The organism is Bradyrhizobium sp. McL0615 (genome assembly GCF_049993905.1).
Taxonomy (GTDB): domain Bacteria; phylum Pseudomonadota; class Alphaproteobacteria; order Rhizobiales; family Xanthobacteraceae; genus Bradyrhizobium.
In genome coordinates, this window is record NZ_CP188254.1 from 6,164,837 (window position 1) to 6,181,035 (window position 16,199).

At 63.8% G+C, this 16,199-nt stretch carries 14 protein-coding genes; 5 read left to right on the forward strand and 9 right to left on the reverse strand.

The features are described 5' to 3' along the window. Positions 1-227 precede the first annotated feature (227 nt). Both ACPPVP_RS29750 and thrS read left to right on the forward strand, forming a co-directional pair. Positions 228-1,115 (forward strand): dienelactone hydrolase family protein, encoded by an 888-nt coding sequence (locus ACPPVP_RS29750; protein ID WP_426527021.1) that lies wholly within the window; start codon positions 228-230, stop codon positions 1,113-1,115. Positions 1,116-1,502: 387 nt separating this feature from the next. Beyond that, positions 1,503-2,702: a threonine--tRNA ligase gene (thrS, locus tag ACPPVP_RS29755; protein WP_426527023.1), complete on the forward strand. Its 1,200-nt coding sequence runs from the start codon at positions 1,503-1,505 to the stop codon at positions 2,700-2,702. Between the two features lie 85 nt (positions 2,703-2,787). On the opposite strand, the gene ACPPVP_RS29760 is transcribed toward thrS, so the two are convergent. The 5 genes from ACPPVP_RS29760 to ACPPVP_RS29780 form a co-directional block, all read right to left on the reverse strand. Continuing rightward, on the reverse strand, positions 2,788-4,563 hold the full coding sequence (locus ACPPVP_RS29760; RefSeq protein WP_426527025.1) for a ShlB/FhaC/HecB family hemolysin secretion/activation protein: 1,776 nt from the start codon (positions 4,561-4,563) through the stop codon (positions 2,788-2,790). A 200-nt stretch (positions 4,564-4,763) separates the two neighbouring features. Then, the gene (locus tag ACPPVP_RS29765; protein WP_426527027.1) at positions 4,764-10,754 is read right to left on the reverse strand and encodes an MBG domain-containing protein; all 5,991 of its coding nucleotides are present in this window, start codon (positions 10,752-10,754) and stop codon (positions 4,764-4,766) included. A gap of 218 nt (positions 10,755-10,972) precedes the next feature. After that, complete coding sequence (locus ACPPVP_RS29770; RefSeq protein WP_426527029.1) at positions 10,973-11,107, reverse strand: hypothetical protein; 135 nt, start codon at positions 11,105-11,107, stop codon at positions 10,973-10,975. 107 nt (positions 11,108-11,214) lie between these two features. Further along, on the reverse strand, positions 11,215-11,766 hold the full coding sequence (locus tag ACPPVP_RS29775) for a hypothetical protein (RefSeq protein ID WP_426527031.1): 552 nt from the start codon (positions 11,764-11,766) through the stop codon (positions 11,215-11,217). 143 nt (positions 11,767-11,909) lie between these two features. Beyond that, positions 11,910-12,386: a hypothetical protein gene (locus ACPPVP_RS29780; RefSeq protein WP_426527033.1), complete on the reverse strand. Its 477-nt coding sequence runs from the start codon at positions 12,384-12,386 to the stop codon at positions 11,910-11,912. A 110-nt stretch (positions 12,387-12,496) separates the two neighbouring features. On the opposite strand from ACPPVP_RS29780, the gene ACPPVP_RS29785 reads away from it, so the two are divergent. Together ACPPVP_RS29785 and ACPPVP_RS29790 are read left to right on the forward strand one after the other, a co-directional pair. Further along, positions 12,497-12,718: a hypothetical protein gene (locus ACPPVP_RS29785; RefSeq protein WP_426527035.1), complete on the forward strand. Its 222-nt coding sequence runs from the start codon at positions 12,497-12,499 to the stop codon at positions 12,716-12,718. Beyond that, positions 12,715-12,882: a hypothetical protein gene (locus ACPPVP_RS29790; RefSeq protein WP_426527037.1), complete on the forward strand. Its 168-nt coding sequence runs from the start codon at positions 12,715-12,717 to the stop codon at positions 12,880-12,882. The genes ACPPVP_RS29785 and ACPPVP_RS29790 overlap by 4 nt, the downstream gene beginning before the upstream one ends. A gap of 23 nt (positions 12,883-12,905) precedes the next feature. Here the strand turns inward: ACPPVP_RS29790 and ACPPVP_RS29795 are convergent, their stop codons facing one another. Both ACPPVP_RS29795 and ACPPVP_RS29800 read right to left on the reverse strand, forming a co-directional pair. After that, positions 12,906-13,436 (reverse strand): gamma carbonic anhydrase family protein, encoded by a 531-nt coding sequence (locus ACPPVP_RS29795; protein WP_426527039.1) that lies wholly within the window; start codon positions 13,434-13,436, stop codon positions 12,906-12,908. Positions 13,437-13,509: 73 nt separating this feature from the next. Continuing rightward, complete coding sequence (locus tag ACPPVP_RS29800; protein ID WP_426527041.1) at positions 13,510-13,839, reverse strand: DUF6949 family protein; 330 nt, start codon at positions 13,837-13,839, stop codon at positions 13,510-13,512. A gap of 223 nt (positions 13,840-14,062) precedes the next feature. On the opposite strand from ACPPVP_RS29800, the gene ACPPVP_RS29805 reads away from it, so the two are divergent. Beyond that, the gene (locus tag ACPPVP_RS29805) at positions 14,063-14,776 is read left to right on the forward strand and encodes a hypothetical protein (RefSeq protein ID WP_426527043.1); all 714 of its coding nucleotides are present in this window, start codon (positions 14,063-14,065) and stop codon (positions 14,774-14,776) included. 138 nt (positions 14,777-14,914) lie between these two features. Here the strand turns inward: ACPPVP_RS29805 and ACPPVP_RS29810 are convergent, their stop codons facing one another. Further along, the gene (locus ACPPVP_RS29810; RefSeq protein WP_025590201.1) at positions 14,915-15,133 is read right to left on the reverse strand and encodes a DUF3126 family protein; all 219 of its coding nucleotides are present in this window, start codon (positions 15,131-15,133) and stop codon (positions 14,915-14,917) included. Positions 15,134-15,240: 107 nt separating this feature from the next. Beyond that, positions 15,241-16,068, reverse strand: a complete 828-nt coding sequence (gene cysE / locus ACPPVP_RS29815; RefSeq protein ID WP_426527045.1) for a serine O-acetyltransferase — start codon at positions 16,066-16,068, stop codon at positions 15,241-15,243. Between the last annotated feature and the right edge of the window lie 131 nt (positions 16,069-16,199).

A 16,199-nucleotide genomic window follows, 5' to 3' on the forward strand; every position in this document is an offset into this window, starting at 1 on the left:
CAGAATCCGGGGCATCCTGAAGTTCACCGGATGGCGTGAGCCGATTTCAATATCCGGGGCTGGCAAGGTCGTTGACGGTATACTGCGTCGACGGCCTTGTTTTTTATGCCTGATTTTGGCCCCGTTGCGCTGTGGCCCCCCTAACCGGCTGACATCTCGCAAGCAGGTGATTTGCGTTCGTCCCGGTTTTGCAAGCTGAATGCGCCTCCCAAAAAAGGAGGACCGCCATGAGCGCCGAACCCCTGCCAACTTCAGACGTCATCGGGCTGACCAAGGTCGCGCCCTTCTCGCGGCGCGGCTTCATGACCGCGTCGGCCGCCGTAACGGCGGGCTACACGCTTGCGGCCGGGCCGGTGCGCGCCGACGTGATCAAGACCGACACCAGCGGCCTGGCCACGGGTGACGCCAAGATCAAAGTCGCCGACGGCGAGATGCCCGGCTATTTCGCGCGGCCGACCGGCATCAGTAACCCGCCAGTTGTGCTGGTGGCGATGGAGATTTTCGGCCTGCACGAATACATCAAGGACGTGACGCGGCGCCTCGCCAAGCTGGGCGCGTTCGCGGTGGCGCCGGATTACTATTTCCGCAAAGGCACCGACCTGACCAAGATCACGGATATCCCGCAGCTGTTGCCGATCGTGAATGCGAAACCGGACGCCGAACTATTGTCCGATCTCGACAGCACCGTTGCCTGGGCCAAATCGCAGGGCGGCGACACTTCGAAGCTGGGCATCATCGGGTTCTGCCGCGGCGGTCGCACGGTCTGGGAATATGCCGCCCACAGCGGCACGCTGAAGGCAGGCGCCGCGTTCTACGGTCCGCCGGTCGACCCGCAAAACCCGGTCTGGCCGAAGAGCCCGACGCAGCTCGCGCCCGAGATGAAGGCGCCCGTCCTCGGCCTCTACGGCGAAGCCGACGCCGGCATTCCCGTCGCCACCGTGGAAGCCCTCAAGGCCGCCCTGGCCGAAAACAGGAAGACTGCCGAGTTCAAGATCTATCCCGGCGCGCCGCACGGCTTCCACGCCGACTATCGCCCGAGCTACCGCAAGGATGCGGCCGAGGACGCCTGGGGCCAGATGCAGGCCTGGTTCAAGAAGTACGGGGTGCTGAGCTAAGGCGTGGAGGAAAGCAGCCGCTGGCCATCGATCATCAACGCAAAGACGTTTGCCGACTTCGGGCGCGTTGCTGAGCAGACCGGCGTTCTGACCGAGAAGCCTGATCATCCGCCACAGGAGTGTTGGTGTCCCCGCGCATCATATTCCGCAACGCCAGGCGGCTGGCGTTGACGCCTGCGCGTTTTACCGCCATATGCAGAGCATGAATAAGCTTCGATCAGCCGCATTGACCACCACGGCGACCGCTTACGGCGGATCGCCTGCTGGCTGCGTGCGCTAGAGACAAGCGTACTTCACCCAGTAAAGGCCCCGCCGGCGACGGACGGGGCCTTTTCTGGTTTTTGATGGTCCCCGTCCGCGCTTTTTCCCACCACAAGGAACAAAGCCATGGACGATCTCGACCACAGAAATCTCGGTGTGCAGCTCAAACTCTGGCACCTTCAGGAAGACGCACCAGGCATGGTGTTCTGGCATCCGCGCGGCTACGCGCTCTACCGGGTGCTGGAGGACTATGTCCGAGGCAAGATGCGCCGAGCCGGCTATGCCGAGGTTCGGACGCCCCAGCTGCTGCCGCAGGAGTTCTGGGGCCGCAGCGGCCACTGGGACAAGTTCGGCGAACACATGTTCCGGGTCGACGACGGCGAGCTGACGATGGCGCTGAAACCCATGTCGTGCCCGTGCCACGTGCAGATCTTCAACAAGGGGCTGCGCTCGTGGCGGGAGCTTCCGATCCGCTATGCCGAGTTCGGCGCCTGCCACCGCAATGAGCCTTCCAGTTCGCTGCACGGCATCATGCGGACGCGCGCCTTCGAGCAGGACGACGCCCATGTGTTCTGCCGCGAACAGGATGTGGAGGGCGAAGTCGCGTGCTTCATCGCCCTGTTGGGCGAGGTTTATCGCGAGCTCGGTTTTCCAGACTACGAGGTGGCGCTGGCGACGCGGCCGGCGGTGCGCGCCGGCGATGATGCGACCTGGGACCGGTTGGAGGCGAAGCTCGGCAACGCCGCGCGGCAATGCGGCCTCGCGCCTCAAATCAATCCCGGCGAAGGCGCGTTCTACGGACCGAAGCTGGAATTCGCACTGCGCGACCGTCTCGGCCGATCCTGGCAGTGCGGCACGGTGCAGCTCGACGCCGTGCTGCCGCAGCGGCTCGACGCGTCCTACGTCGCGCCAGATGGTAGCCGCGCGCGGCCCCTGATGATCCACCACGCAATCTTCGGATCGCTCGGCCGCATGATCGCGATCCTGCTCGAGCACCATGGCGGCGTGGTTCCGTTCTGGCTGTCGCCGGACCAGGTCGCCGTCGCGCCGATCTCGAAAGACCACGCTGGATACGCCGCTGACGTGCTGGCGGCGTTCGAGAATGCCGGGATCCGGGCCGTTGCCTATGACGGCGCCGACACGCTTTCGCGGCGCATCGTGGAGGCGCATGAAATGGCGGTGCCGGTGATGGCCGTCGTCGGCGGGCGCGAGATGCGGGACGGCCGGGTGAGCCTGCGCGAACGCGACGGCTCGCAGGCCGACCTTACGCTGGCCGAGGCGGTGTCCCGCCTGCGGGCGAGGGCCCCGGGCGTCCCTGGTGGCTGAAGCCCTGTCGCCCGCGGACACTTCACGCCACCAGTTTATGGGTACGCGGCCTAGCCTGAAATCTGTGAGGGCTCAGCGGAGGCCCTCAATAGCTTACCGACGCCTGCAGCGACACGCGCCAGGATCCGGCCGCGGTATGCAGCCCGTCGGTCATTGCCCGGGCCGCCAGCAGTTTGGAGTTGAAGTTCGTCCCGGCTGCAAAGTCCAGTCCGGCCCCAAGCGAGGACAGCGTGGAGTCGCGCCGGGAAAACAGATCCCGTCCCCACCCGACGTCGGCCAGCAGGAACGGTGCCAGCGTGCCCGGCATCCAGGAGGGCATGCTGGGCATCGAGACGTAGAGCGAGTTGCGCAGGATCATGGCCTGGTCGACCGCACCGTCTTCGGTCACGTAACCGCGTACGGCCTGTATCCCGCCAAGCCCGATGCGTTCGGTGTCCGGAAGCGGCTTGGAGGATGCCAGCACGGACACTTCCGATTTCAGCGACAACCCCTTCGGCAGCGGCGTCACCCGGCCGAACTCAAGGGTAACGAGATTGGTCTGCACGTCGGTGACGCGTCCATTGGTGAAGGCGCTCCAAGCGAGCGAATTGTTGCCGGTGAGAATGCCGCCAGGATTGGACTTGAAACGAACGTCGAGGGTGTTGGCGCCCAGATTGTCCGACCAGCGCCCATTCCATCCGACCACCAACTGGGCAATATCGGCGCTGCCCTCCGCGACCGGCGTACCATCGAAGATAGTTGTGCGTAGCTGATGCTTGAGTTCGACGCCGCCGAGGAGATCGCCGGGCACGGACGGCAGCAGATCTGACAATGCGGTCCGAACGATTGCCGATGCCTGACTGGTTTGAGTCTTGATCCGGAACAGATTGTTCGGCCGCTCATTGGTCAGCACGTGATCGCCCACAACCTCGAGACTCGTGCGCAATCCAAGCGGCATGAGCAACCGCCCCGCCTGACTTACATACTTCGCGTCGTCGGGCCGATTGAACAGCCCGTCGTCCATCCAGAAATTGCCGCTGCCGGTGAGCTGATAGGACGCGACGATATCGGCGGACGGCGCCCCGCTGGCCCCGACATAGTAACGATTGCGGTCGGTCAGGAGCGTGCCGCTGTTGGCATAGCCGGCGTACACCTGCCACGGCTTGCGATCCGTCACCTGGATGTTGACGTCGGTCATGCCGAGATCCTTGCCGGGACCGAACACCGCCTCGACCTGCCGAAACGAATTGCGGTTGGCCCAGTCGAGATCGGTCTCGAGTTGGCGGGCGTCGATCTCCTGTCCGGGGACGAGACGGATGCGGCTTGGCGGGTAGTTCTCGGCGGCGGCGCCCGTTACCTTGATGCCGGCCACCTTGAAGAGGATCACGCGGAGTTGGAGCACGCCGGACGATACTTCCTGCGGCGGCAGCGTGACCGACACGAATGGCCGCCCGGCTTCGCGATAGGCCGCGGCCACCGCCGCCTGTACTTCGGCAATCAGCTTGCGGCTGAGCGGCCGATCGATAAAGGGCGTGAGTTGCTCGCGAAGTGCTGTGACGTCGATGCCGCTGACCTGACTTACATCGACGCCCTTGGCGCCACCGACCTGTTTCGCCCCGGCGTTCGCGCCGATCAGGACGATGGCTTGAACGTTCACGCCGAGCGGCGTTGCATCGTCGCTCTTGAGCAGATCGTCGGTCCCGATCTTGATCGCCGACGCGCGGCGCGGCGGCTCCGGCGGCAGATTGCGCTCCACCAGTTGCGCCCGCGCGATGCCGACAGGCACGATCGCGATCATGCAGGCCATGATCAGCGCGCAAGAGGCGCCGATTCCCGTCGCATGACGCGCGGATGTTCGCACCATCGACGTATGAGTCTGCATAAGTTTGCGCGTCCCGACGTTCTGTCGCACACGGCGAACAATGAATAAGTCAATCAATATGGTTTCTGGATTAATAACCGTTTAAGGCGAGTTCCAGCCGTGACATAACTGCAGCGTGCACGGTTGAGACGACTCCGCTCCGACCAACTTGTGCGTGTATCAGCACATTCGATGTGTGGCACTCGCCCAAGCATTCAACATCAATTGTCGACAAAGGCCGGCAGCCGATTGCGATTGATCATTGTGTCGATGAATCTGGCGCGGTCACCAATCCGCCGATTATTCGGATGAGGAAGCTCAAGACATTGCCTTGAGTTGCAGATGATAGCGGGAGACGATTGCTCGGTGCTCGCGACCTCGCGCATCTGCTCGGGTGGCTGCGGCGCAGGCAAAGCCTGCCGCGACTCCACGTAAGCTGCGAGTTCTGCGGTCGGTACGCGAGAGGCCTTCGTTGGCGTAGCGGCTGCTGGCGCAACCGTGAGGTTCGCTCCAACAAAGGCGAAGGCGTAATTCGATGAGGCCGCAAGCGTCCCCTGCGTGATGCCGTAGATGCCGGCATTGCTCGACGTCGTCGCCGACGTCGTCAGCGCTCCCGATAGCGTGTCGCCGTTGGCGAGGCCTAACCCACCGACCTGATAGGTCAGCGCTGGATTGGCATCGCCATAGGCCCGGCTCTTCGTGTCGGCCGTCACCGTGATCGCCCGCTGGGTGACGGCGAGGTTGGCGCCAGTAAACAGGGATATCGCATAGTTCGGCGAGGCCAGCGTGCCTTGCCCAATCCCGTAGACGCCTACATTGCTGGCTGTCGTCGCCGACGTCGCCAGCGCGCCCGACAGCGTGTCGCCATTGACGAGACCCGCGCCGCCGACCTGATAGGTCAGCACTGGATTGAGATCGCCATAGGTGCGACTCTTGGCATCGGCCGTCACCGTGATCGCGCGCGGTGTGACGGTCAGGTTGGCACTTGCATAGTTCAGCGCGTAATTGCCCGAGGCCGCCAACGTGCCTTGCCCGATGCCGTAGGCGCCGACATTGCTCGAAGTTGTCGCCGACGTCGCCAGAGCACCCGACAACGTATCGCCATTGACCAGGCCCGAACCGCCGACCTGATAGGTCAGCGTTGGATTGGCATCGCCATAGGTGCGGCTCTTGGCATCGGCCGCCACCGTGATCGCGCGCGGCGTGACCGTGAGATTGGCACCGGTAAATGAAGACAGTGTGTAGTTGCTCGAGGCGGCGAGCGTACCTTGCGTGATGCCGTAGACCCCGACATTGCTGGCTGTTGTCGCCGATGTCGCCAGCGCGCCTGACAGCGTATCGCCATTGGCGAGGCCCGCGCCACCGACCTGATAGGTCAGAACCGGATTGGCATCGCCATAGGCGCGGCTCCTGGCATCGGCCGTCACCGTGATCGCGCGCGAAGTGACAGTCAGATTGGCGCCGGTAAAGGAGGATATCGTATAGTTCGGCGAGCCCAGCGTGCCCTGCGCGATGCCATAGACACCGACATTGCTGGCGGCGGTCGCCGCTGTCGCCAGCGCGCCCGACAGCCTGTCGCCGTTGACGAGGCCGGAGCCGCCGACCTGATAGGTGAACGCCGGATTGGCGTCGCCATAGACGCGGCTCGCGGCATCCGCCGCGACGGTGATCGAACGGGGCGTGACGGTCAGCGTGCCCGGTGCATCGATAAAGCGATAGGCCCGTCCGGAGGCGCTGACGGCACTGCCGCCACTTGCACTGATCGCGTAGGTGCCGGCATTCGAAGTCGTCGTCGCCACCGTCGATACCGAAAGACCGTTGATGATCGCCGCCGTATCGCCGGCATGAAAACCGTAGATCGAATAGGTGAATGCCGGGTTGGCGTCACCATAGACCCGCGACGCGTTGGCCGGATCGACGCGCAGCACGTAGTTGACGCCATAGAGCTGCGGATAATAGCCGATGCTCGGCGCCGACCACACGGTGGCGAAATCCCAGCCCATGTAAGTTGACGCATAGTTTGCCGGATTCTGCATCTGAGCGGTGGTGAGGCCCGTGATGCCGGTGCCGGCGCCGCTGCCGACGGCATTCGTCCTCCCGGACGTATCGGTGTCCCAGTAGGACGCCGTGATGGCGCCAGTGCCGGTGATCGATCCGATCAGGCCGCCGGCCGCTGCGGTGCCGGAAACAGACGTGGCGCTGGCGGTACCGGTCGCATAGGTCTGTGCGACCGTGCCCGTGCTGGCATGGTTGCCGATCAGTCCACCCGCCATTGCTGCCCCGGCAGCGGCGGTCGCGCTGGCCGCACCGGTCGCGTAGGACTGACTGACGGTGGCCCCGGCGATGTTCCTGCCGATCAATCCACCCGCCATCGTCATCGCCGTCCCGGGAGCCGAGGCGTTGGCGGCTCCGGTTGCGTAGGACTGTGTGACCGTAGCCGTGCTGGCGTTGGAGCCGATCAGTCCGCCCGCCGCCGCGACGGCCGTTGGAGACGTGGACGCAACGTTGACTGTCCCGGTCGCATACGACTGTTTGACAGTACCGGCGTTGTTGCCGATCAGTCCTCCGGCGAACGGTACAAGGGAGGCCGACGTGATGCTGACAGCCCCGGTCGCGTAGGTGTTGCTGATCGTGCCGCCCACGGCGGCGCTACCGACCAGCCCGCCTGCGAGGGCAGCGGCGGTCACCGTCCCGGTCGCATAGGATTCGGTGATCGACGTGGCGCCGGTGCCGTTGTAGCCGACGAGGCCGCCGGTCCCCTGCGAGCCACCCTGAACCGCGCCGGTGGCATAGCTGCGGAGAATAGTGCCGTCGTTCTGGCCGGCGAGCCCCCCGGTCCGCGTGCTTCCGGTGCCGGAACTCACGGTGCCGGTGGCATAGCTGTTTTGGATGATGCTGGAGCTACTGCTGTTCCACCCGACCAGGCCGCCAAAGGGAGCGACACTTGAGCCGTTTCCGGAGACATCGACCGTTGCGAAACTGCCTGAGATGCTGCCGTAGTTCACGGCCACCAGACCACCGGCATATCCAATGGTGGTGGCCACAACCGTGCCGGACGCGGAGGCGTTACCGATAGTCCCGTTGGAGTAGTTTTGTCCGATGAGGCCACCGACGCGCAGCGCCCCCGTGATGGCGCCTGAGACAGAAACGTTGGAGATGCTGCCGTTGTTGAATCCGGTGAGACCACCGACATAACCGTTGCCGGTGATGGTGGCGTTCTGCAGGCCGAGATTGCTCACCGATCCGCCAGTCCCGATATAGCCGATTAGTCCGATGTAAGCATCCGACGGCCGATTGATCGCCAGGTTCGAGATCGCGTGGCCTTGGCCGTCCAGGCTTCCGCCGAACTGGCTGGACAAATCGCCGATCGGCGAGAAGCCGCTCGGCGACCACATGCCGGGATACTTGCCTCCCGCAGCGAGGCCGCTAGAAAAATCAATGTTGGATGTGAGCCTGTAACTCGCATTGGGGTCCATCGCCATCAACTGAAGCTGATGCGCGTTTGAGATATTGGTCGAATACTCCCACTGGCCGAATGGGCGGGTCTGGCCATCGATCGAGAACCAGCCGGTAGAGGTATTGCCGGGAGTGAAGTCGAAACCGACATAGGCGCTCTGCCTGTACGCATCGTTTGCCGCCCCCGACTGCGCCGGATCGCTGGTTACTTCGTTCAGGCCGCTCGACGCGGCGCCCGCACCGATGCCGGCCGCCTGCCCCGTCGTGTAGCTGTCCCAATAGGACTGCGTGATGGAGCCGCCATTGTAGCCCAACAGCCCTCCGACATTGGACGTGCCGCTGACAGCGCCGGTGGCATAGGATTGGGTGATCGATCCGCCCGAATACCCGACCAGTCCGCCCACATTGCTGCCGCCGCTCACCGGACCGGTGGCATAGGCCTGCGATATGTTGCCGAGACTCAAGCCGGCGATGCCGCCGGCATAGATCGTCGGCGCACTCACTGCGCTCGACGAATAGACATTTGACAGCGGCCCGTAATTGTAGCCGACGATGCCGCCCGCGCCGGCGTTACTGGCGACCGATCCTGACGTATAGACGCCGGTGATGGTCCCGTGGTTTTCGCCGACGACGCCGCCCGTGGCGGTGTTGCCGGTGACGGAAACGTTCAGAAGCCCGAGATTGCTTACCGTCGCAGAGGCACCGTTGTAGCCGAACAATCCGACCCATTGGCCGGAGGGCCGATTGATGGTGAGGTTCGAGATGGTTTGACCCTGGCCGTCGAAAGTCCCGGTGAAGGCGTTGCTCCCTCCCACCGGCGTGAAACCGGCGCCACCGTTCCAGGACGCGGTGGCGCCGGCGTCGATGTCGCGGCCGAGTGCGTAGACGCCCGACAGATTGTTCTTGATGTTCTGCAGATCATAAACGGTGTTGACCAGCATATAGGTCTTGAGCGTCGCGCCGCCGGTGACGTTGCCGCTGAAGTTGGTCTGCGTCGGCGCCGTGTATTTGGTGGCGTTGAGGGTCGAGCTGTCGCCGGCCAGGTTGTAGAAGATCGAGACCGCGCCCGCGGTCGAGACCTGGCCGCCGCCGAATGTCACGGTGCCGGCGCCTGTGCCGGCATTGTCGGCACGCAGCACGACGCCGCCACCGCCCAGACTCGCGATGTTGGCGTTGACCGCGATGTTGCGATAGGCGCTGAGCGTCAGCGTCGCGTCGCTCGCCCAGCTGATGCCGCTTGCCACCGTGATGTCGCCATTGCCGCCGTTGCCGGTCGCGCTCGTCTGCTGGGTGACGTTGCTGCCCCCATCGAGCGCGGTCGCGATGGTGCCGGCGAGCGTCGCATCGATCGTCAGATCGACGGGATCGAGCAGCCACGCCCCGCCCTTGCCGGCATTGACGCTGCCGCCGGTGAAGTTGAACACATGCCCCGAAGTCTCGATGAAGCCGCCGCGCAGACCCTGCGTGCTGATGGCGCCGGCAAACGACGTCGTGCCATCCGACCACACCACCACATTGCCGCCGGCGCCGGACGTGCCGTCGGCCGTGATCGTCGCACCGGCCTCGATCGTCGTGTTCTGCGCATTGGCGATGGTTTGCGGCAGAAATTTCAGCGCAGCGTCCGATCCGCCGGCGCGGTCGCCGCCGATCAGCACGGTGCCGCCCGATGTCCCGCTGGCGTCGATCGCGGCAGTCGATGTCAGGGTGACGTCCTTTCCGGTCACCACGACGGTGCCGCCGGCGCCATTGCTGCCCTTGGCCTTGATGGTGCCGCCGACCACGACCTTGTCGCCGCTGACGATGACGTCGCCGCCGATGAACGCGCCGCGCGCCGCGCGCGTCGACGCGGGCGATACGTTAGCCTGAATGCGCCGCGCCACAACTTTCTGCGTCACGTTGACCGAACCGCCCTCGGCCGTGAGAAAAATTCGTCCGCCCTTGCTGGCAACGCCCGTGGCCGTAATGGCCCGCCCGGTGTTGCCGGCGAGCGCATAGATGTTGCCGCCATTGGCGCGCAGTTCTACTTCCGCGGCGCGGATCGCACCGCTGTTGCGGATTTCGCCATCCTGCGCCGGACGACGCACCAGCACCTTGCCATTGCCGAGCGACCCGTCGCTCAGCACGACCTCGCTGCCGGAGGCCATCGCGGCGGTGCCGTTGCGCGCGGCAAGCGCGCCGTCGTTACGAACCTGCCGTGCGATCAGGACGACGTCGCCCTTCGACGCGCCTATTTTTCCGAGATTGACTACCGAGGCGTTGCTGTTGCCGCTGAAAGTCAGCGATCCTCCGGCGCGGAACTCCGCATCCTTGACGTCCAGCGTCGAGGCGACAAAACTGCCGCCGGTCTTGATCTCCCCGCTCGGCCCGACCACCACTCCCGATGGATTGACGAGGTAAACCGAGCCGGTCGCCGACAGCATGCCGTTGATCGACGACGGCACATTGCCGGTTACGCGATTGAGTGTCGCGCCGCTGCCGTTATTGAACTGAACCTGATTGCCTTGCCCGATCGAAAAGCTCGACCAGTTAACGATGCCGGTGCGGCTCGATTGACTGATCGTGAGGCTGGTCGGCGAAGCCGAATTGATCGAAACGTTTCCGCTCGCCACCGTTCCGCCAGTCGGCAGAGATTGCGCAAATGACGGCTGCGCGCAACCCAGGCCCCACAAAAGCGCGATCAGGCTGACGGAGGCCCGAAAATCCCTGGTGAACGACGTGATGGCTGATGAGAAATCCGACGTGGAGGAGACGATCATCAAACCACCATCCGCTTAAGGCGGCACCGCAAAGCTTTCCGTCCCTGCAAATTCTTTGTCGGACATGCACGTTTGCGTGCACACGTGGCACCGTGGCAGGTTCCCATCTAAGGATGTGTCAAAGAACAAGTGCAATTTATCGGAAAATTGCAAATGGTGGACCGTGAAGCCGGCCACCAGGAATTGCGCGATACGCGCCGCGCACGATGCCGGGCCGGCTATCCGCCGCGATCGCCGTTGCGACGCGGCTTTGCCGTCGGCTGGTCCATCTCCCAGAACAACCAGACGAAGGCCGTGCCCAGGCCGACGACGACACCCAGGAATATCAAGGTCAGAGCCGGGGCTGTGAGCATGTTCAACATCCCTGATGCGATGCAAACGGCATACCAGCGAACGCAATCAACAGCGGCCTCGGTGAAATAAACACCGGAGCCGCGTTATTCATCCCGGCTGTACCGGATCAGCCGCAAACCCGCACAGGCCGAATGCGCCAGCCATAGGACGTCAGCACGCTCCGCCGCACGATGTAGCAGCCGCTGTCGCCATAATAATAGGAATCGTCATAGCTTCCGTAATACGGATAGCCGTAATCATCATAGTCGTTGTAGTAGCCGTAGCCCAAGCCTAGCCCGACTGCCGCCACAGCGAACGGAAATCTCCGGTGCCGGAAGCCGTTGTGGAAGCCACCGTGGAAACGGTTGACAGCAAGCGTGCCGCCGCGAAATCCGGCAGCCGGCAAAGCGGCCGCGCGGAAACCACCGCCTCCGATCGCGGCCGAACGGAAGCCGCCGCCGCCGATCCCGGCAGCCCGGAAACCCGCGCCGCCCATACCCATCCCGCCGCCGCGGAAGCCGCCGCCAAACCCACCGCCACCGCCGTGGAAACCCCCACCGCCACCACCGTGGAAACCGCCACCGCCGCCGCCGAAGCCACCACGAGCCGAAGCCGCGTCCGGCGCCAGCATGGCGACCGATGCGGTTGCGAACAAGGCAATCATTATTGTGCGTAACATGACCCATCCTCCGTGATCTTGCGTTCGAAGTCTCGGCGCTCTTCGGCGTCCGATCTTCACAGATCTCACCGCAACTCTAAGACGACTTCTCGAAGGTAGTGGGGCATTTTTGCTCACTTCTGCGCGACCGTGCGGTATCGAAATCAGCAGCCGCGGCAAATGCTCTTGATCTTGCGATCGACCTCCTTGTTCTCTTCGCTGACCGCCGCGTCGCCGCTCCCCTGCGGGCCCGTGATATCCGCACCCGATCCCGCCGATCTTCCCGAACCGGTGGTCACACCGCTGCCAGTGTTGACGCCGGCGCCTGACGACTGCGCCGTACCGGAGCTGTTGGTGCCCGGAGCGGCGGGCGATGCCCGCCTGGACGCGTTCGCCGCGCCGCTTGGATCCTCGCCGGCATTGTTAAGTCCTCCGGGAGCTGCCGGTCCGGGAGGCACGCCGCTGATGCCTTGCGGGCCGGCGCCGGCAGAGCCTGCGCTCGGCGATCCGGCTGCGCTACCGCTGCTGCTGCCGGCAGATGATCCACCCGCGGATCCGCCTGAGCTCTGAGCAAAGGAAGCGACCGGAAATATCAGTATCGCGATTGCCGCAATTGCGGCGGCTGCAGACGCTGGCTTCATCGAAAATCTCCTTTTCGAAGCAACGACAGCGCCCCGGCCCTTGTTCCTACCGGGAACGTTTCCCCCGCCAGATCGTTGGTTCACATCCGCTCGACACGGAGTGATTGCGCTTGCGCAAATTGATCGCCTTTGACGACGACACGCTGGACAAACTTACCCAGCTTGCACGCGACCGGATGGGGACGTTTCAGGAATTGGCCGACGAAGCCTTTGCCGACCTGCTCAAGAAGCATGGCATTCCCGTCGACCTCAAGGATGCGCTGCGGAAAAGTGCGGGGCTGTCGAAGGCCGCGACGCAGAAGAAATCGAAAACCGGAAAGACGCCAGCATGAATTCAGATCCCGACCCTTTCGAGCAAGGCGAGCGCGCCGCGCGCCAGAATATTCCCGCTGAAACCAATCCATATCAGGATGGCAGCGAGCAGCATGCGCTATGGGCCGCCGGCCATGAAAAGGTCGCCGGTGCACGCGAGGCGAACGAAAGCGAAGGCACCTAGCCCCGATCGCAGATCGGCGGTTGTTAGCCGATCTTCTTCAGTCCATTTTTAAAGCGTGGTCCGTTCCGTTGGTAGGACTTCGCGGCACGCCCCATCGCCGCCGACTGCTCCGGCGTCAACGTCCGGATCGCGCGCGCGGGCGAGCCGATGATCAGGGAATATTCGGGATACTCCTTGCCTTCGGTAATGATCGAGCCCGCGCCGACGACACTGCCGCGGCGTATTCGCGCGCCGTTCATGACGATGGAGCCCATTCCAACCAGCGCATCGTCTTCAAGCGTGCAACCGTGCAGGATCACATTGTGGCCGACGGTGCAGTTGCTGCCGATCGTGAGCGGAAAGCCGGGATCGGTGTGGCAGGTGGAATTGTCCTGCACGTTGGAGCCTTCGCCGATCTCGATCCATTCATTGTCGCCGCGCAGCACCGCGCCGAACCACACGCTGGCAGAATTCAAGAGGCGCACCTTGCCGATTACGGCGGCGGTATCTGCGATGAAATAGTTTCCGTCCGCCGGGAGTTCGGGCCCCTGCCCGTCGAGTTCGTAGATCGCCATAGCAAAAAGGTCTCCGTTACCGGAGACCTTGGCATAACCGCTGGTGCGCGATCAAGCGAGCAGGCCGAAAGCCTCAAATAAGCACGCCGGTGGCGCGCAGCGTCATCAGGAAAAACGTGCCGGACATCAGGCTCCAGAAGCCGGAAAGCACGGTCGCCATCATCACGAATTCGAAACGGCGGCGCTCGATCTTGGCGCCGCGCAACGTGTTACGCATGATGATGAAGGGTGCGGCGAAGACCAGAAACGGCACGGCCGCAAACGTCTTCGGCGCCACGCCTTCCCCAAGCAGCCCGAACCCCGCCGGCCGCGCCGCCATCGCCTGATAGCCGCTGGTAAGCGCGCCCGCGAACGCAAAGCCGATGCAGAGGGCGAACAGGGAATTCAACGCTTCGGGCGACATGACAAACTTTCCCCTACTCGAAAAACCGCGCGGCCTGCTTTCGCAAAATTGGCCGGCGGCCGCCACAGCATCCTTAAGGAAAGGTTAATAGCGGTCAGCCCGGACGGCGTTTGCGCATGGCTAAGGAGGCCGGAACTCCCGCGAAATCATGAGGAAATCACGTTCCCCATGGCATATTCGCCCAGATGATTCGCCTCACTCTTCCTCGACCGACGCTTCGTTCATGACCCTGCTTTCGACCGCCCAGCACATCGCCCGCGACACCCGCAGGGACCCCCGCTCGCACATGATCCTGATCATGGTCGCGCTAACCATCACCGCGGGCGCCGTTGCGCTGGTCGCCTATCTGCTGTGGCCGACTTGGGTGGCGCGCCCCGCCAGCGCTCCGGACCGGTTGCCGGTCAGCGTCGGCAGCACGCTCTTCAACGTGCCGACCGCGGCGATCCGCCGGAAGATCCAGCGCCACTCCGGGCCGCAAGAGCGGGTCGATCTCAGTTTCGTCTTCCCGTCGCTGGAACCGCCGGATGCTCCGAAGCACGTCAGTGCCGATACGATCGAGGAGAAGGTACAGCCGATCGACCGGATCTTCGTGTCGATATCGGCCCACCACGATACGCTGGCGCCGGATGCGCGGGTCCGCACCATCTATCCGCGCTACCTCGCGCAGGCCACGACGCCGGTCGATGACGGCCTGACGATGCGCGCCTTTCGCGACGGCTCGCCTTACGCCAACGAAGACCTGGTCTCCGCCACGACGCCGGGCCTTGACGCGCGCTGCTCGCGCGACGGCCTCACGCCCGGCATGTGCCTCAGCGAGCGCCGCGTCGACGGCGCCGACCTGACGTTCCGCTTTCCGCGGAGCTGGCTGTCGCAATGGCGCGACGTTGCGAATGCAATGGATCGCCTGACGGCGCAGATGCAGGGACCGAAGGGCTAGGCTCGGATTCGGAGCAAATTTGTAGGGTGGGCAAAGCGAAGCCTGCCCACCATTTTGTAGCTCGCTCGGTGATAGATGGTGGGCACGTCGCTTGCGCTCCTTTGCCCACCCTACGGCGTTGCGGCGCTTACGCCCGCCTCATCCGACGTCGGCCAGATCTTCCTCGAGAATCGCCATCTGGAACTGGAACGAGCGATCGTCGTCCTCGTCATCGACAAACAGCACGCCGATGAATTCCTCGCCGATATAGACTTCGGCGGAGTCGTCCTTTTTCGGGCGCGGCACGACGCGGATCTTGGGATTGCCGAATACGCGCTTGAGATAGGCGTCGAGCTTCCTGACTTCCTGAACGTCCACGGCGGTCTCCAATCGGATTCTTTGAATTTCCGGGAGGTTTTTAGGACGAGACGGCGCAGACTACCAGCCGTAACTTCACAAATACGGCTGCGAGAAAGTGTGGAAAATCAAAGCCCGATCGCGCCGAGCATCTGATCCATGGTGCGCGACGGCTCCGCACAGCCCGCTTCGCCGACGATCTTTGCGGGAACGCCTGCCACCGTAACGTTGTGCGGCACCGGCTTGACCACCACCGAGCCGGCGGCGATGCGCGCGCAATGGCCGATCTCGATATTACCGAGAATCTTCGCTCCCGCCCCGATCAGCACGCCGCGCCGGATCTTCGGATGACGGTCCTCGTTCTCCTTGCCGGTGCCGCCCAGCGTGACGCCGTGCAGGATCGAAACGTCGTCGTCGATCACGGCGGTCTCGCCGCAGACGAAGCCGGTCGCGTGATCGAGGAAAATGCCGCGGCCGATTTTGGCGGCGGGGTTGATGTCGGTCTGAAACACCGCCGACGAGCGGCTTTGCAGATAATACGCGAAATCCTTGCGGCCCTTTTGATAGAGCCAGTGCGCCAGCCTGTGGGTCTGCAGCGCGTGAAAACCCTTGAAGTAGAGCAACGGATCGATGAAGCGCGAGGTTGCGGGATCGCGGTCGTAGACCGCGACCAGATCGGCGCGGAACGCATTGCCGAGATCGGGTTCATCGCGCAGCGCTTCGTCATAGGTCTGACGGATCAAGTCGCCCGACAGCGCCGAATGATCGAGCCGCTCGGCGATCCGATGGATCACCGAATCTTCGAGACGCTCGTGATGCAGCACGGTCGAATAGATGAAGGAGGCCAGTTCGGGCTCGCGGCGGACGATGTCCTCCGCCTCGCCCCGGACGCGATCCCAGATCGGATCGAGCGCGGCGAGCTTCGAACCTTGCGGATTGACCTGATGCACTGCCATGGGTGGCTCTCGCAATTTAGCTTGGTTGGTCGATACTATAGCACGGCCGGCGGGTAGCTGTCCCGGGCAGGCTTCGGCAGCGTAAACTGCCGCTGAATGCCGTTGGGGCTGGTTCAAGGTGGTCAGTCAAT